At 70.0% G+C, this 16,587-nt stretch carries 12 protein-coding genes; 7 read left to right on the plus strand and 5 right to left on the minus strand.

Annotated features, from left to right (window positions below):
- Positions 1–29: 29 nt before the first annotated feature.
- From groL to ACW9TB_RS20810, 3 genes are all read left to right on the plus strand, one after another.
- On the plus strand, positions 30–1,649 hold the full coding sequence (gene groL / locus ACW9TB_RS20800; protein ID WP_472749687.1) for a chaperonin GroEL: 1,620 nt from the start codon (positions 30–32) through the stop codon (positions 1,647–1,649).
- A 276-nt stretch (positions 1,650–1,925) separates the two neighbouring features.
- A complete protein-coding gene (locus ACW9TB_RS20805; RefSeq protein ID WP_329090055.1) occupies positions 1,926–2,564 on the plus strand; it encodes a sigma-70 family RNA polymerase sigma factor in 639 nt (212 codons plus the stop codon).
- An 82-nt stretch (positions 2,565–2,646) separates the two neighbouring features.
- Positions 2,647–2,850 carry a hypothetical protein gene (locus ACW9TB_RS20810; protein ID WP_472749688.1) on the plus strand — a complete coding sequence of 68 codons (204 nt, stop codon included), beginning with the start codon at positions 2,647–2,649 and terminating at the stop codon, positions 2,848–2,850.
- On the opposite strand, the gene ACW9TB_RS20815 is transcribed toward ACW9TB_RS20810, so the two are convergent.
- Together ACW9TB_RS20815 and ACW9TB_RS20820 are read right to left on the minus strand one after the other, a co-directional pair.
- The gene (locus tag ACW9TB_RS20815) at positions 2,811–3,188 is read right to left on the minus strand and encodes a DUF5319 family protein (protein WP_326635634.1); all 378 of its coding nucleotides are present in this window, start codon (positions 3,186–3,188) and stop codon (positions 2,811–2,813) included. The genes ACW9TB_RS20810 and ACW9TB_RS20815 overlap by 40 nt on opposite strands.
- A gap of 119 nt (positions 3,189–3,307) precedes the next feature.
- The gene (locus tag ACW9TB_RS20820; protein ID WP_472749689.1) at positions 3,308–4,318 is read right to left on the minus strand and encodes a helix-turn-helix transcriptional regulator; all 1,011 of its coding nucleotides are present in this window, start codon (positions 4,316–4,318) and stop codon (positions 3,308–3,310) included.
- 476 nt (positions 4,319–4,794) lie between these two features.
- Between ACW9TB_RS20820 and guaB the strand changes: the two genes are divergently transcribed.
- From guaB to ACW9TB_RS20835, 3 genes are all read left to right on the plus strand, one after another.
- On the plus strand, positions 4,795–6,276 hold the full coding sequence (gene guaB, locus ACW9TB_RS20825) for an IMP dehydrogenase (protein ID WP_472749690.1): 1,482 nt from the start codon (positions 4,795–4,797) through the stop codon (positions 6,274–6,276).
- A gap of 153 nt (positions 6,277–6,429) precedes the next feature.
- Positions 6,430–7,548 (plus strand): GuaB3 family IMP dehydrogenase-related protein, encoded by a 1,119-nt coding sequence (locus ACW9TB_RS20830; protein WP_472749691.1) that lies wholly within the window; start codon positions 6,430–6,432, stop codon positions 7,546–7,548.
- A 362-nt stretch (positions 7,549–7,910) separates the two neighbouring features.
- Complete coding sequence (locus ACW9TB_RS20835; protein WP_472749692.1) at positions 7,911–8,843, plus strand: hypothetical protein; 933 nt, start codon at positions 7,911–7,913, stop codon at positions 8,841–8,843.
- Between the two features lie 141 nt (positions 8,844–8,984).
- On the opposite strand, the gene nagA is transcribed toward ACW9TB_RS20835, so the two are convergent.
- Together nagA and ACW9TB_RS20845 are read right to left on the minus strand one after the other, a co-directional pair.
- Complete coding sequence (nagA, locus tag ACW9TB_RS20840) at positions 8,985–10,121, minus strand: N-acetylglucosamine-6-phosphate deacetylase (RefSeq protein ID WP_472749693.1); 1,137 nt, start codon at positions 10,119–10,121, stop codon at positions 8,985–8,987.
- A gap of 149 nt (positions 10,122–10,270) precedes the next feature.
- On the minus strand, positions 10,271–10,900 hold the full coding sequence (locus ACW9TB_RS20845; protein ID WP_472749694.1) for a hypothetical protein: 630 nt from the start codon (positions 10,898–10,900) through the stop codon (positions 10,271–10,273).
- Positions 10,901–11,243: 343 nt separating this feature from the next.
- Between ACW9TB_RS20845 and ACW9TB_RS20850 the strand changes: the two genes are divergently transcribed.
- The gene (locus ACW9TB_RS20850; protein WP_472749695.1) at positions 11,244–12,986 is read left to right on the plus strand and encodes a glycerol-3-phosphate dehydrogenase/oxidase; all 1,743 of its coding nucleotides are present in this window, start codon (positions 11,244–11,246) and stop codon (positions 12,984–12,986) included.
- 330 nt (positions 12,987–13,316) lie between these two features.
- On the opposite strand, the gene ACW9TB_RS20855 is transcribed toward ACW9TB_RS20850, so the two are convergent.
- Positions 13,317–16,226 carry a M36 family metallopeptidase gene (locus ACW9TB_RS20855; RefSeq protein WP_472749696.1) on the minus strand — a complete coding sequence of 970 codons (2,910 nt, stop codon included), beginning with the start codon at positions 16,224–16,226 and terminating at the stop codon, positions 13,317–13,319.
- Between the last annotated feature and the right edge of the window lie 361 nt (positions 16,227–16,587).

Raw genomic sequence — 16,587 nt, forward strand, 5'->3', positions numbered from 1 at the left:
CGCCGACGTACTTATAAGAGAGGATTGTCATGCCGAAGATCCTGTCGTTCGAGGAGGACGCGCGCCGAGCTCTCGAGCGCGGCGTGAACGCTCTCGCGGACGCGGTCAAGGTGACGCTGGGCCCGCGTGGCCGCAACGTCGTCATCGACAAGAAGTTCGGTGCGCCGACCATCACCAACGACGGTGTCACCATCGCCCGCGAGGTCGAGCTGGAGGCGCCGTACGAGAACCTGGGCGCCCAGCTGGCCAAGGAAGTGGCGACCAAGACCAACGACGTCGCCGGTGACGGCACCACCACCGCGACGGTCCTGGCCCAGGCCATGGTCCGCGAGGGTCTGCGCAACGTGGCCGCCGGAGCGCAGCCGCTCTCCCTCAAGCGCGGCATCGACATCGCGGCCAGGGCCGTCAGCGACCGGCTGATCGAGTCGGCCCGCCCGGTCGAGGACAAGAAGGAGATCGCGAATGTGGCGACGATCTCCGCGCAGGACGCCAAGATCGGCGAGCTGATCGCCGAGGCGTTCGACAAGGTGGGCAAGGACGGTGTCATCACCGTCGAAGAGTCCAACAGCATGGGCCTGGAGCTCGAGTTCACCGAGGGTCTCCAGTTCGACAAGGGTTACCTGTCGCCCTACATGGTGACCGACCAGGAGCGCATGGAGGCGATCCTGGAGGATCCCTACATCCTGATCACCCAGGGCAAGATCGCCTCTGTCGCGGACTTCCTGCCGCTGCTCGAGAAGATCGCGCAGACGAAGAAGGCCCTGCTGGTCATCGCCGAGGACGTCGAGGGCGAGGCCCTCGCGGTCCTCGTCACGAACAAGATCCGCGGCACCTTCACCTCCGTCGCCGTCAAGGCGCCGGGCTTCGGCGACCGCCGCAAGGCCATGCTGCAGGACATCGCCATCCTCACCGGTGGCCAGGTCGTCAGCGAGGAGATCGGCCTCAAGCTGGAGCACGTCGGCCTGGAGGTGCTGGGCACCGCCCGGCGCGTCGTCATCACCAAGGACTCCACCACCGTCGTCGACGGTGCCGGTGACGCCGCGGGGATCGCCGACCGCGTCAAGGAGATCAAGCTCGCCATCGAGCAGTCCGACTCCGACTGGGACCGCGAGAAGCTCCAGGAGCGTCTCGCCAAGCTCTCCGGCGGCGTCTGCGTGCTCAAGGTCGGCGCGGCCACCGAGGTGGAGCTCAAGGAGAAGAAGCACCGCCTGGAGGACGCCATCTCGGCGACGCGTGCGGCGATCGAGGAGGGCATCGTCTCCGGCGGTGGCTCCGCGCTCATCCACGTCTCCAAGGTCCTCGACGACCTGGGCCTGACCGGCGACGAGGCGACCGGTGTCTCCATCGTCCGCAAGGCTCTCGTCGAGCCGGCCCGCTGGATCGCGGAGAACGCCGGTCTTGAGGGCTACGTCGTGACGGCGAAGGTCACCGAGCTGCCCGTCGGCCAGGGCTTCAACGCCGCCACCGGCGAGTACGGCGACCTGATCGCCCAGGGCGTCATCGACCCGGTCAAGGTCACCCGCTCGGCCGTCCAGAACGCCGCCTCCATCGCCGGCATGCTGCTGACGACCGAGGCGCTCGTGGTGGACAAGCCCGAGGAGGAGGCCCCGGCCGCCGCCGGTGGCCACGGTCACGGTCACGGCCACTGACCCCTCACCGCATCCCGGTTCCGTACGGCTCGCGTCTCCCCGGAGGCGCGAGCCGTTCGCGTTTTGCGGTAAACCGAAAACGATCTCAAGCGTCTCGCGGGGCGGAAGGCCAAACGCGGTTCTAACGAATAGCCGACGTATTTGGCAATCTAATGAAATATTTGCACATTCTGTAGTCGTTGCCGTCGCCGTTTGATTACGCGCCGTTATCTCCGCCTCAATGTGACCAATCCGTAGCCGTTTGCGATGACGACAGTCACTATCAGGGCGGGCATCATGCCTAACGTGACCGAGGGATGCGTCGCCGACGCCAAAAATGGGGTGAGGCTTGCGACGAGGTCTGATGGGGTCGCCCATAGGGATGATCTCAAGGATCTGACGAGCCTCGCCGTTCAGGGGGATCGCACCGCGATCGAATCTCTGATCGCGCAACTGCGGCCGATGGTCGTCCGATATTGCCGTGGTCGTCTGGGCCGGGTTTCCGGTCAGTATCACATCGCGGACGACGTGGCCCAGGAAGTATGCATAGCGGTGCTGTCCGCACTGCCCCGCTACCGTGACATGGGACGCCCGTTCGCGTCCTTCGTCTTCGGCATCGCGTCTCACAAGGTGGCCGACGCGCTGCGCAGCTCCGTACGATCCGCCGTGCCCACCCAGGACCTTCCTGACGGGCCCGACGAGGGTCCGGGGCCGGAGGAGACCGTGGTGCGTTACATCGAGGCCGAACACGCCCGCCGGCTGCTGTCGAGGCTGCCGGACAACCAGCGCGAACTACTCATGCTCCGAGTGGTGTCGGGCCTTTCCGCCGAGGAGACCGGTAATGTACTTGGCATGTCACCAGGTGCGGTTCGCGTGGCCCAGCACAGGGCGCTGGCCCGGCTACGAGCGATGGCGGAGCTGGAGTCGATAGCTTGACCGCGGAGCTGTCGAGCAGGGGGCGCGAGCGGAAGCCCGAACCGCGGGACGGGGCTCGCGACGACCCGGAGCGAGAACGATCATGACAACGGTTCACCCGCGACGTCCGGCTCGGAGATACGGGCCGGACGAGGACCCGGCGGTAGCCGAGACCGACGAGCTCGTGGAGGCGCTCTCCGGCAGGGCGCCGGTCTCCACCTCAGACGTCGCGGTCGCCCTGCTGGCGGCCCTCGTCGACGACGTGGATCAGCGGTGTTCCTCGGTGTCGATCACGCCGTCCACGTAACCACGGGCGTACTCCCAGCTCACGTAGTCGGTGGGGTTGGGCTGGTAGGCGGGCTCGTGCACCTGGGGCTGACCGTTCTCGATCATCTGGCGCAGGTTGCCGCGCAGCAGCTCCCAGTCGAAGTAGTGCTGTTCCCCGCATTCGGGGCAGTCGAGCACCAGGCCGAGCACACCCTGGGGCTCCAGCAATGAGCGGAAGACCTCCACGTCGGCGAGGTCGGTCATGGCCTCGTCGCGCTCGTCGGTCGTCAGCGGCTCGGGATCGTCGGGATCGCCCAGCGCCGCCGCCGGGTCGTCGGGGTCATCCGCGAACGGGTCGCGAGGGACATCGTCGAGCACGATCCCACCTTATGGCCTGGATGTGACAGACAGGGTCCGAACTGCACGAGTAGGACGCTTCGGGGCGGCCCGGACAGAGCCGGAGGCTTGGTACACGGATGGGGAATCCATGGGAGACCCTAGACGAGCCAGCCGCGCCGGGAGGCCTCCACCCCCGCCTGGAACCGCGACTGCGCCCCCAGCTCGGCCATGGCGTCGGCGAACCTGGCGCGCACCGTGCGGACCGAGACGCCCAGCTGCCGGGCGATCACCTCGTCGGGGACGCCCTGCCCGGCCAGCCGCAGCACCCTGACCACCCCGTCGTCGCGGTACGTCCAGGGCAGGCGGGCCGCGCGGGCCCACAGCTCCTCGAAGAGCGAGCGTAGCGCGGCCACCACGACGGGAGCCCTGACCAGGTGGAAGTTGTAGGCGTTCTCGGCCAGCGCGCCGCCCCACTGGGCGGGCATGCCCGCGGCGTCGTCCCCCGCGACGAGGAACCAGCTCGGCACCGTGTCGAGGGTGCGCACCTCGGCCCCCGCCTCCTCGAACTGGTCCAGCTTGTCGCGCAGGCCGGGGATCTCCAGGGTGTGGACCGGGATGGCGACCCGGCAGGAGAGCAGGCCGTCGCGCTGGGCCCCGATCCACTGGTCGGCGTAGCGGTGCGCGAAGTCGCTCATCGTCCGCCGGTCGGGGATGCCCGACAGCAGCTTCAGCGGCGGGGCCTGGACCGCCATGCCGATCACGCTCTCGTAGAGCTCGTCGGCCCCGCCGACCAGGTCCACGGCGAACTGGCCGGTCTGGTAGTCGCGCCCGGCGTCGTACTGGTGGATGAAGCCGCGGATCGAGCCGAGCACGGTGTCGATCCTGCGGCTCTCCGCGGCGAGCCGGTCCAGCCTCTCGGCGATCAGGTGGCCGAGGGCCGCGGCCGGGTGGCGGGCGAGGTACTCGCCTTTCTGCTCGTCGACCACGCCCAGCCGTACCAGGGTGGCGAGCTCGCGGCGGAGCGGCTCGGGCGAGCCGTTGGTGGCCTGGGCGAGATCGGCGCAGGTGGCGCGGTGCAGGCGCAGGACCGCGTTGTACAGGGCCGTCTGGGCCGGGGTGAGCCCCAGGGTTTCCAGCGGATCGGGCAGTGCGAATGTGTCGGTACGCATTAGCGAGGGACTCCTGCAGGTGACACGAGGTCTGGCGAGGATAACCCGGCGAATCATCCCTGTCCGGGCGTTGCTCCTACTCGCTTTACCGCCGTGTGCAGCTTCGTGCAATTGCACGTTTGGACATTGCGAGGCGAACGCATCGTGACGCAGTCTTAACGGAGCGTCGGCAGAGGCGCGGATCACGCCGTCGTCCGGATGCGGAGGGGGGTCCGGGTGGCGTCAAGGCGTCCCCGCGCCGACGCCGGTGATCCGGGGGACCGAGCGGGTCACCGACCGCTCGGTCCCCCGCTTTTCCCTGCTTTTCCATTCTTTCCCCGTTTTCCCCGGGTCCTCGGGGGCCTGTCTTTCCCCCGGGCCTCCCGGGACCCGGCTCTTTCCCCCGGGTCCATCGGGTTTGGCGCCAGACTCTAAACTGTGATCCGGGGGTCGGCGCCTTTCCCCGTCATGAGAGCGCCGCGGCAGGAGGGTTGCAGATGGCCAAGTTCACCGAGCCGGGGCTCACGTTCGACGACGTGCTCCTCGTCCCCGCCTATTCGGACCTGCAGCCGGGGCAGGCCGACACCACCACGCGGCTGTCTCGGGGCATCACCCTGCGGATCCCGCTGGTCTCGGCGGCGATGGACACGGTGACCGAGGCCCGCATGGCGGTGGCGATGGCACGTCAGGGCGGCATCGGCGTCCTGCACCGCAACCTGTCGATCGAGGACCAGGCCCAGCAGGCCGACCTCGTCAAGCGCTCCGAGGCCGGGATGGTCACCAACCCGGTGACCTGCTCCCCGGGCGAGACGCTGGCCGACGTCGAGCGCCTCTGCGCGACGTACCGGATCTCCGGCGTCCCGGTGACCGACGAGACCGGCGTGCTCGTCGGCATCGTCACCAACCGCGACATGCGCTTCGAGACCGACGAGAACCGTCCGGTACGCGAGGTCATGACCCCGATGCCGCTGGTCACCGCGCCGGTCGGGGTCTCCACCGACGACGCGTTCGCCCTGCTCAAGCAGAACAAGATCGAGAAGCTCCCGCTGGTCGACGCCGGAGGGCGGCTGCGCGGGCTCATCACGGTCAAGGACTTCACCAAGAGCGAGCAGTACCCCCTCGCCACCAAGGACGCCGACGGCCGGCTCGTCGTGGGGGCGGCCGTCGGCGTCGGGGGCGACGCGGAGAAGCGGGCGATCGCGCTGATCGAGGCCGGGGTCGACGTGATCGTGGTGGACGTCGCGCACGGTCACTCCAAGGGCCTCGCCGACATGATCGCCAAGATCAAGTCCAACAGCCGGGTCGACGTGATCGGCGGCAACATCGCCACCCGGGCGGGCGCCCAGATGCTGGTCGACGCCGGGGTCGACGCGGTGAAGGTCGGGGTCGGGCCCGGCTCCATCTGCACCACCCGCGTGGTCGCCGGGGTCGGCGCCCCGCAGGTGACGGCCATCCACGAGGCCTCCCTCGCCGCCGGGCCCGCCGGGGTCCCGGTGATCGGCGACGGCGGCCTCCAGTACTCGGGGGACATCGTCAAGGCCATCGCGGCCGGGGCCGACACGGTCATGCTCGGGTCGCTCCTGGCGGGCTGCGAGGAGTCCCCGGGTGAGCTGATCTTCATCAACGGCAAGCAGTTCAAGTCGTACCGGGGCATGGGCTCGCTCGGCGCGGTCCGCAACCGCGAGCGCGGCGGCGCCTCCTTCAGCAAGGACCGCTACGCCCAGGGCGACGTCGGCGCCGAGGACAAGTTCATCCCCGAGGGCATCGAGGGGCAGGTCCCCTACCGGGGCCCGGTCGCCGCGGTGGCCCACCAGCTCATCGGCGGCCTGCGCCAGGGCATGTGGTACGCCGGGTGCCGTACGGTCACCGACATGCACGTGCGGTGCGAGCTGATGCCGATCACGGCGGCCGGTCTCAAGGAGAGCCACCCGCACGACATCCAGATGACGGTCGAGGCGCCCAACTACCACGGTCGCTAGGGCGGCGCGCCGCGCACGCGGGAAGAACGTGGCGTGCGCCCCGCACGCACGGGACGCCGCGCGCACGGCCGTACCGCATGGAACGCGGCGTGCATGGCGCACGCATGGAACGCGGCGTGCGCTGTGCACGCACGGAACGGGAAAGACAGACATATGACTCAGGTGGAGATCGGCCGCGGCAAGAACGGCCGTCGTGCCTACGCGCTCGACGAGATCGGCATCGTTCCCTCCCGGCGCACCCGCGACCCGGAGGAGGTCTCGATCGCCTGGCAGATCGACGCCTACCGCTTCGAGCTGCCCGTCGTGGTGAGCCCGATGGACAGCGTGGTCTCGCCGAGGACCGCCATCGAGGTCGGCAGGCTCGGCGGTCTCGCCGTGCTCGACCTCGAAGGGCTGTGGACCCGGTACGACGACCCGATGCCGCTGCTGGAGGAGGTGGCCGAGCTCAAGGGTGAGCCCGCCACGAGGCGGCTGCAGGACATCTACAACGCGCCGATCAAGGAGGAGCTGATCGGCCGGCGCATCGAGGAGATCCGCGCCGCCGGGGTGGCGACGGCCGTCCGGCTGTCCCCGCAGCGCACGGTCCAGTACCACAAGGCCGTCATCGACGCGGGCGTGGACATCTTCGTGATCCGCGGCACCACGGTCTCCGCCGAGCACGTCTCCGGCAGGGCCGAGCCGCTCAACCTCAAGCAGTTCATCTACGAGCTCGACGTCCCCGTGGTCGTCGGGGGGTGCGCCACCTACACCGCGGCGCTGCACCTGATGCGGACCGGCGCGGCCGGGGTGCTCGTCGGCTTCGGCGGCGGCGCCTCGCACACCACCCGCACGGTGCTGGGCGTGGTGGTGCCGATGGCCACCGCGATCTCCGACGTGGCCGCCGCCCGCCGCGACTACATGGACGAGTCCGGTGGCCGGTACGTCCACGTCATCGCCGACGGCGGCATGGGCACCTCCGGCGACATCGCCAAGGCGATCGCCGTGGGCGCGGACGCGGTCATGGTCGGCTCGCCGCTGGCGAGGGCCGTCGAGGCGCCCGGCCGGGGCTTCCACTGGGGGTCCGAGGCGCAGCACCCCGAGCTGCCCCGGGGCAAGCGGGTCGAGTTCGGCACGGTCGGCACGCTGGAGCAGATCCTGCACGGCCCCTCCTCGGTGGCCGACGGCTCGATGAACCTGATGGGCGCGCTCAGGCGCACGATGGCCACCGCCGGATACTCCGACCTCAAGGAGTTCCAGCGGGTCGAGGTCGTCGTCGCCCCCCAGATCGGCTGACGTCGTCTCGCGGGGCACGGCCGGATCTCCCGCGACCCGGCCTCCCTCGGGGGCGGTTCTCCGTCGGGTTTCTGCGGGGTCTCCGTGGGTTCTCTGCAGGGCGGGGCTGTGACGGGAGCTTCTGCCGGTTTGTTCTCCTGTGAGGCCGGGCTCTGCCGAGGGCGTACTTCCGTGGGGCCGGTCTTCCGTGGGAGCGGGCTTTCGCGAGGTCGGACGTGTCTCGCACCCGGTTGGCCGAGGTCTCGTGTACGAGCGCCCGGCCTGCCGGGTTAGGTGTTCACTGTGTCTCCCGCGCCGGTAATGACCGAAATGCCGGAAAAAACCTAAATGACGCGCGGAAAGAAATCTGTGAGCATTCATACGTGCCAAATGATCAAGAACTCCGGGTCGCCCTCAAGGAAGGGCCCTTCCACGCCGCGCTGCGCGCCGCCGTGGAGGCTCGTGGGATGACCCTGAGCGGGCTCCGTCAGAACCTCGGGGAACGCGGTCTCCGGGTCGGGACGACGAGCCTGAGCTACTGGCAGCAGGGCCTGCGCCGCCCTGAGCGCCCCGAGTCGCTGCGCGCGGTCCGCGCCCTGGAGGAGATCCTCGTCCTGCCGCCGCGCTCTCTCATGGCCCTTCTCGGCCCGCCCCGGCCGCGCGGGCGGGACGCGAGGAAACGACCGGTGGGCGCCCTGTCATACTCCGCGATCATGGAGTCCTCCCACACGCTGTCGGCGATGATCCACGACCTGGACGGGGTGGCCGACGACCGGCGCCTGCACATCGCCGGGATGTACGAGACGCTGCTGATCGGCCCGGACCGCAGCACCGTGCGGCGCGAGACGCTCCAGGTGGTGCGGGCGCACGAGGAGACCACCGACCGCTACATCATGGTCTACCGGGGTGACCTGGGGTGTGACGTGGAGCGTGTGCGCGTACGGGCCCTGGAGGACTGCCGGGTCGGCCGGGTCCGCCGCGACGGGCCGACCGCCCTGGTCGTGGCGGAACTGCTGTTCGACCGGGTGCTGCGGGCCGGTGAGACGCAGATCATCCGCTACGAGCTGGCCGACCCGAGCGGCGTGGAGACCGTCGAGTACGAGCGGGGCTTCCGGTATCCGGCCGGGCAGTACGTGCTCCGGGTGAGCTTCGCGCCGGAGGCCCTCCCGGTGCGCGTCCGGCGGTTCGCCCGCCGAGGCCCCGGCAGGCGGGAGCAGGACCTCGGCGCGCTCTCCCTCAACGCCCACAATGCCGCGCACCTGGTGGCCGGGTCGCTGGAACCCGGCCTGGTCGGCATCCGCTGGGACTGGTCCTGACCCGTTCGCGCCCGGCCCGGCTTTCCAGCCGGGCGACGGGACACCGGCTCGGAAGGCACCGGGGCCCGGCCGGAAGGCGGTGATCCAGGCGCCCGTTCCCGGCTGGTCGTCCTGCCCGGAGCGGCCCACCTCGCCCGGGGGTCAGCGGGGCTCGGTGATCCAGGTGCCCCCGCGCATGACGCCGGAGACCTCCAGGTCGTCGGTGAGCACCACCAGGTCGGCCCGCTTGCCGACCGAGACGGATCCCAGGCGGTCGGCGAGACCGAGAACCCTCGCCGGGGTCAGGGAGGCGATCTCGGACGCCTCGGCCAGTGACAGGCCCACCTCGCGTACGGCGCGGCGGAACGCGACGTCCATGGTCAGGGTGCTGCCCGCGATGGTGCCGCTCTCGGCCAGCCTGGCCTCCCCGTTCGCGACGTTCACCGTCATCGGGCCGAGCCCGTAGACGCCGTCGCCCATGCCCGCCGCCGCCATGGCGTCGGTGATCAGCGCGGTCCTGCCGGGGCCCGCGACCTCGAAGGCGAGGCGCGTCATGGCCGGGTGCAGGTGCACGCCGTCGTTGATCAGTTCGACCGTGACGCGCTCGTCCTGGAGCAGCGCGGCGATCGGCCCGGGGTCGCGGTGGTGCAGCGGCGGCATCGCGTTGTAGAGGTGGGTCGCGACGCTGCCGCCCGCCTCGATGCCGGAGATCGTCTGCTCGTAGGTGGCGTCGCTGTGGCCGAGGGCGGCGATCACGCCGTTGGCCACCGCCTCCCGTACGGTCTCCAGTGCGCCGGGCAGCTCGGCGGCGATGGTGATCATTCGTACGTGGCCGCGCCCGGCCTTGAGCAGCGCGGAGAGCTCCTCGGGGGAGGGGTCGCGCAGCAGGGCCGGGTTGTGCGCGCCGCACCGGGCGGCGGAGATGTAGGGGCCCTCGAAGTGGATCCCGGCCAGCAGGCCGTCCTCGCACAGGTCGGCGAGGGACGCGGCGGCCCTGGCCAGGTCGTCCGTGGACGCGGTGACCAGGCTGGCCATGAGCGTGGTGGTGCCGTGGCGGGCGTGCAGGTCGACGGCCCGGCTCGCCTGGTCCGGGTCGCCGGTGGGGAAGGAGCCGCCCGCCCCGCCGTGGTTGTGGATGTCGACGAAGCCGGGCACGACGTACCGGCCGCCGAGACCGAGCCCGGCGCCGGGGGCCGAGCCCTGGCCCACGTGGGTGATGCGGCCGTCTTCGATGGTGAGCCAGCCTTCGTGGACACCTTCGGGGGTCACGACGCGGGCGTCGGCGAGTGTGATGCTCATGCTCCCCATCCTCGCGGGTCCCCGGGAAAACCGGTTCCCGGCACTCCCGGGGCAGGGGACGCGGGTTCGCTCAGGACCGGGACGCGCGCGGGCTCCTCCGGCGTCGGGGGTTGAAGGGCATCCGAACGACTACCGTTCCGGCGCGCGGCCTACCGGCACACCTTGGGCAGGGCACACACCTTCCTCGCCATCTTCTGCGCCTGGTCCGCGAGCAGCTTCCTCCGTGCTCGCTCGTCCATGCCGTACGTCACACCGTCCACGCCGTCGTTGACGTAGAGGAACAGGGCGCTGCCCCGCCGCGCCACCCCCCACATCACAGGGGACATGGACTTGTCGATCTTTCTCTTCCTGTGGAAGTAGCCCGTGACGGACATGGCCTCGTCCTTCACCCGCAGCGGTTCGCCGAAGTACCAGTACGTCGAACGCGGGCACCGCTTCAGGTCCGCCCGCAGCCTGGCGAAGGCGGCCTTGGCCGACCTGGTGTTCCCGTACAGCACGAGCTGTTCGCCGCTGAAGGAGGGGGCGCTGGTCGAGTGGGTGATGGTACGCATCGCGACCCGGCCGTCGCGGGGTTTCCCCGTGGTACGGCAGGGGTCGAGTTCGAGCCTGCGGGACGGACTGTCGCTGATCGTCCACGACTCCTCGTCCTTGAACGCCGGATCGACTCCTTTCCTCGCCTTCGCCTCGGTCAGCAGGAACCCCCTGGGGATCTCGGGGGTGCTCGCGTGGGCCGCACCGGTTCCTGCCAGTACCGACCCGGCCACCAACGTCATCGCCATCGCTTGTCTAAGCACAACGCATGATTTGATCACAAATCAGGAGTAGGGGGCGCTTGTTCGTCGAAGGTGAGGGTGGGGTCATGCCCGGCGGGGTGGCTTGGAGCTGGGCTCACTTTCCTCGTTCTGGGTGATCGATTGGCGGGTGTCCGGCCCGGGGTTCACCGGTCTCGGAGAGGTGTTCCCGTGACGTTGTCCTCCCTTTGGTTTTTCTTTGTCTTCTCGCTGTTCACGGGGGTAGGGCGTTAATCACCACGGCCGTTCCCTACCGGTCGGTAATGGTGCCTAGGGTAGATGGGTAGATACCTCACGTAAGGCGACAAGCCGCACCCCAGGGGGTTGCACAATGACGGCGCGAATGGGCACCGGACGGCTCGGTCCTGCCGAGCGATCCGCCGCACTGGCGCAGATGAGCGCCGAGGAACTCGACGTGGTGGTGATCGGAGGCGGGGTCGTCGGAGCGGGAGTCGCGCTGGACGCGGCGACCCGGGGGTTGTCGGTCGGGCTGCTGGAGGCGCGAGACTTCGCCTCGGGCACCTCGTCCAGGTCGTCCAAGCTCATCCACGGTGGTCTGCGCTACCTGGAACAGCTCAACTTCGAGCTGGTCAGGGAGGCGCTCCAGGAACGGGCCCTGCTGCTGCAGCGGATCGCCCCGCACCTGGTCAGGCCGGTGCCGTTCCTGTTCCCGCTGACGCATCTCGGCTGGGAGCGGCCCTACGTCGGCGCGGGCCTGGTGATGTACGACACGATGGGCTTCTCCACCGGGCTCTCCCGGGGCGTACCCGGCCACCGGCACCTGTCGCGCAAGAGGGCGCTGCGACTCGCGCCCGCGCTGCGCAGGACGGCCTTCTCCGGCGCGGTGCAGTACTGGGACGCCCAGGTCGACGACGCGCGCTACGTCATGACCATGCTGCGGACGGCGGCCACGTACGGGGCCAACGTCGCTTCGCGGACGCAGGTGGTGGGCTTCCTGCGCGAGGGGGAGCGGGTGACCGGGGTCAGGGTGTGCGACCTGGAGACCGGCAGGGAGGTGGACGTACGGGCCCGCCAGGTGGTCAACGCCACCGGCGTGTGGACCGACGACATCCAGGAGCTGGTCGGCGGGCGCGGGCAGATCCACGTACGCGCCTCCAAGGGCATCCACCTGGTGGTGCCGCGCGACCGGATCCACTCCCTCACCGGGATCATCCTGCGTACCGAGAAGTCGGTGCTGTTCGTCATCCCCTGGGGCCGTCACTGGATCATCGGCACCACCGACACCCGCTGGGAGCTGGACCGGGCCCACCCGGCGGCGTCGCGGTCGGACATCGACTACGTCCTCGACCACGTGAACGAGGTGCTCTCGGTCCCGCTCACCCGCGAGGACGTCGAGGGCGTCTACGCGGGGCTGCGCCCGCTGCTGTCGGGGGAGTCGGAGGAGACGTCCAAGCTCTCCCGCGAGCACGTGGTGGCCCACCCCGTGCCGGGGCTGGTCATGGTGGCCGGAGGAAAATACACGACATATCGTGTTATGGCGAAGGATGCGGTCGACGCCGTGGCACACGGCCTGGACCAGCGGGTCCCGGTCTCCTGCACCGACCGCATCCCGCTGGCCGGGGCCGAGGGCTACCAGGCGCTCTGGAACTCCCGGCAGCGGCTGGCCCAGTCCTCCGGGCTGCACGTGGCCAGGATCGAGCACCTGCTCCAGCGGTACGGGTCGATGATCGACGAGGTCCTGGCGCTGATCGAGCGGGACCCGTCGCTGGCCAAGCCGCTGACGGGGGCCGACGACTACCTCCGGGCGGAGGTGGTCTACGCGGCCACCCACGAGGGCGCCCGGCACGTCAACGACGTGCTGACCCGGCGTACGCACATCTCGATCGAGACCTTCCACCGGGGTCTGGCCGTGGTCGAGGAGGCGGCCCAGCTGCTCGCCGAACCGCTGGGCTGGGACGCCGAGCAGGTCAAGCGCGAGGTGGAGTACTACACCAAGCGCGTCGAGTCCGAGCGCCTCTCCCAGGAGCAGGACACCGACCAGGAGGCCGACGCCATCCGCCTCGGCGCCCCGGAGATCGTGCCGGTGGCCAGTCCCGAGACGAACCCGGTCTGACCCTCGGAACCGGAAAGCCCCCGGGGAACCGGGAACCCCCGGAACTCTCCGGACCTCTTGGAACTCTCCGGAACCCCCGGAACTCTCCAGACCCCCTGGAACTCTCCGGAACCCCCGGAACCCCTCGGAACCAGAAGGTCCCCGGGTCCCGGGAAACTCGGGACCCGGGGACTCCTCCGGAGGGACTGACGGGACCCCGGAGGGTCTGGCGGGTGTCCGGAGGGCTACCGGCCTCTCAGGTGGGACCGGTGGGGGACTCCGGAGGAACCGGCGGGTGTTTCGGAGGGCCCGCCGGCCCCCGGGAGGGACCGGCGGGAGACTCCGGAAGGACTAGCGGGTGAAGGCCTGGAACTCGGCCGCGCGCAGGTGGTCCCTGGTGACGCTGGCCGTGGCGCAGTCGGTGGCGGAGTTGGGGTCGGCGTCCTGCTCACCGGCGTAGACCGGGTTGCCGGTGCACTGGGTGGAGACGGCCCGCAGGGTCAGGTGGGTCGCGGTGGTCGTGGGGATCTTGAAGGACTCGATGACCAGGTCGGCGCCGCGAGGACGCGGCCTGCGCGTCTCGAAGGCGTTGGACGGGCTGGTGTAGACGACCGAGAAGGACGCGGGCGAGGAGCAGTCCTTCTTGGTGGCGTCGCAGGCCAGGACCTCGAAGGCGCGCAGGGCGCTGAAGCGGTTCTGGGTGCCCGGGTCGGGGTCACCGGTGGCGGGGGGCCTGAGCATGGCGCTGACCTGCACGCGGCGGATCTTCTCCGGCTTGGTCCCGGCCAGGTCCACGGTGACGGACTTGCCCTTCACCGGTGCGGTGAGCGAGGCCCAGTTCGTCGCCTCGGTCTCGTCGATCAGCTTGGCCTGGTTGACGCCGTCACCGGTCGCGGTGGCGCCCAGCGCCGCCGAGGCGAGGTTCTTCGGAATCGCGAGCGGCAGCGGCAGCTTCAGGCCCGGCAGCACCGCGAACTTCACCCGGGTGTGCCCGAACCCGTTGCCCGCGACCACGAAGTCGTAGATCCCGGGGGTCATCTCGACGGTGTCGCCGAGCGGGGTCGCCGGGTCGGTGTCGGCCACCGGCACCACGCGGCCCTCGTAGTCGCCGACGTACAGCCGCAGCGCGGCGTCCTTGGCGTCGAGGAGCGGCTTGAGCTGGATCTTCCCGTTCTTGCCCGACGGGTCGACGAAGCTCGGCGTCGGGTCGGGGTCGTTGCTCCCGACGCTCGCCGCGCCCTGGCCGAGGCCGTGCTCGGCGAACGCGCGCCACATGATGGCCTGGTTCGCGCCGCCGAAGCGGATGGCGTCGGCCGCGAGCAGCGCGTCGCGGTGGTCGACGTAGCTGACCGCGCCGGTGGCCATCAGCAGCAGCGCGTCGAAGGAGACCTGCGCCCAGCGGCGGTTGCCGGGGCACTCCCCGACCGGGGTCCCGCCGTCGGCGCACGCCTTCTGCTTGGCCGGGGTGCCCTGGCCGTACTTCTGCACGAAGCCCTTGCGCACGTCGTACTGGGTCGCCGACCAGATCTCACCGTCGGCGTGCACCTGCTGGCCGACGATGTCGTACGCGATGTCGCTGTAGTTCAGCGGGGAGTCGGACATGTCGTAGTTTCGGATGCCCGCCTTCTTGTCGCCGGTGACGTAGCCGCCGGTGACGTACGGGGTGTCGCCCGCGGGGCGGAAGCCGTACTCGGAGAGGTACTCCATCGCGAACAGGTCGGAGGTGCTCTCGTTCATCGCCCCGGCCTGGGCGCCGCTCCACCCGGCGTTCGGGCCGCCGATCATGCGGCCGGAGATCGCGTGGGTGTACTCGTGCCCGATCACCGACATGTCGTAATCGCCGTCCACGCAGGGCGAGTAGAACGAGCCCGCGATCGGCTGCCACATGTACATGTTGGTGATGGGGGCGACACCGTCGGGACCGGTGATCTGGTTGGCGTTGTCGCGCACGCTGAGCACCCGGGCGCCCGCCTGGGCGTTGCCCTGCTCGGGGTCGCCGCCGAGGCCGCCGCGCTCGCCGTTGTCGTTCTGCATGTTCCAGGCGGTCTCGGTGAAGCCGAGCCGGTAGGACCAGTCGTGCATGCGGTTGTGCATGACGTGCAGGTTGGACATGGCCGCTTCGAGGTCGGCCTCACCGGGCTGGTCCAGGGAGGCCGGGTCACACTTGGCCGTGTACCACTTGTTGGTCCACGGGTAGACGTACTCGCGGTTCGGCGTGGCCACGTTGCTGCGGGTGCCGACGGAGAACGCGTCGCCGCTGGCGCGGTTCTCGACGGTCTTGGTGGCGTTGCTGACGCTCGTGTTCGTCGGGGCGTCCGTGGCGTGGTCGACGTCCCACGCCTTGCCGGTGGCCGGGTCGGCCCCGACCACGTCGCAGCCGGGACCGGTCTTGGCGCACCACGTCGCGCGGGTGTCGGTGTTGGAGTAGTCGGCCGGGGGGTTGGCGGTGAACGCCTTCCACCTGGGGTCGTCCGGCGCGCTGTGGTGATCCACCAGGTTCTCGCGGGTCAGGATCTCGCCGCTCACCGCGTCCACGTGTGTCGTGTACGCGGCGGGCTCGCCCTCGCCGCCGCCGATCAGGGTGATCTGGAACGCGTTGTGCGTCCCCTCGGGCGCGGGCACCGCCGTGGCGGTGACCTTCTTGACGCTGGCCGTGGCCAGGTCGATCCCGCCGTCCCTGGCCGCGATCTCCAGCGCCTGCTGCTCGGTGAGCCTGGCGGCGGGAGGCGCCTCGGAGGAGCGGGAGAGGGTCGAGGTGACGTGGAGGACCTTGCCGCCCTTCACACCGACCACGACCTGCCCGTCCACGCCCGCGGGCAGGTCGCCGAACTTCTGCCTGAGCAGTACGGCGTACCCGTCACCGATGGGGTTGGCGGCGACCTTCTCCAGCGCGTCCACGGCTTCGCCGGAGAGCCCGAAGAGATTCTCGTTCGCCTTGAGGTAGGCCCGCGCGGCCCGCTCGGGGTCGGCGTCCAGGCCCTCGGCGAGGGGGGCGGACCCGGAGATGACGGCCGGGGTGCCGAGAGCGTTCCACCGGATCGTCGCGGTGCTCGCCGCCGCCGACCTGGAGAGGGAGGTCGGGGGAGCGACGCTGCCGCGCCGGTTGTCCAGGTCGGGCTTGGCGCCGTGCTCGGCCTGGAAGTCGTGGACCTTGGGGGGCTGCCCGCCGGGTTCGCCCTGGGCGACCCCCGGCAGGGGAATGACGAGCGCCGCGGTGGCGGCGGCGATGACGGTAACGCGTGACCAGGGTTTGGTCGACACCGATCCTCCTGCGAAAGATGGCCGTCGCCGGCCATGCCACACGCAGATCACGTGTGTTGCGCAAGAGGTAACACCGATTCAAGTGTCATGACAAGATCTTGTAAAGGTGCATATGTCGGTGTTATAGGGCCTTCCGAAGCGCGTAAACGACCGCACCCCCGGCGGCGGGGCCGGGGAGGCGAATCCCGTGGTCAGGTGCCCGGGTCGTAGGGGACGAAGCGAACGTTCTTCACCAGGGATGGACGACCGTGCCGGTCCCGGTGACCCCGGAATCGTCGATTCTGAGAACCAGGAAGAACACATCGACCTCGAAAAACGCGCTGACGAGACCGTCGCCGAGGCCACCCACACCACAGCCGTG

The sequence above is a fragment of the Streptosporangium sp. H13245 genome (assembly GCF_055690525.1).

Excerpts from the sequence above, each read along its gene's own strand:
- ACW9TB_RS20845 (WP_472749694.1), bottom strand. The coding sequence starts at position 10,900 with ATGGCGATGACGTTGGTGGCCGGGTCGGTACTGGCAGGAACCGGTGCG.
- ACW9TB_RS20830 (WP_472749691.1), top strand. The coding sequence starts at position 6,430 with ATGACTCAGGTGGAGATCGGCCGCGGCAAGAACGGCCGTCGTGCCTAC.
- groL (WP_472749687.1), top strand. The coding sequence starts at position 30 with ATGCCGAAGATCCTGTCGTTCGAGGAGGACGCGCGCCGAGCTCTCGAG.
- ACW9TB_RS20850 (WP_472749695.1), top strand. The coding sequence starts at position 11,244 with ATGACGGCGCGAATGGGCACCGGACGGCTCGGTCCTGCCGAGCGATCC.
- ACW9TB_RS20820 (WP_472749689.1), bottom strand. The coding sequence starts at position 4,318 with ATGCGTACCGACACATTCGCACTGCCCGATCCGCTGGAAACCCTGGGG.
- nagA (WP_472749693.1), bottom strand. The coding sequence starts at position 10,121 with ATGAGCATCACACTCGCCGACGCCCGCGTCGTGACCCCCGAAGGTGTC.
- guaB (WP_472749690.1), top strand. The coding sequence starts at position 4,795 with ATGGCCAAGTTCACCGAGCCGGGGCTCACGTTCGACGACGTGCTCCTC.
- ACW9TB_RS20810 (WP_472749688.1), top strand. The coding sequence starts at position 2,647 with ATGACAACGGTTCACCCGCGACGTCCGGCTCGGAGATACGGGCCGGAC.
- ACW9TB_RS20805 (WP_329090055.1), top strand. The coding sequence starts at position 1,926 with ATGCCTAACGTGACCGAGGGATGCGTCGCCGACGCCAAAAATGGGGTG.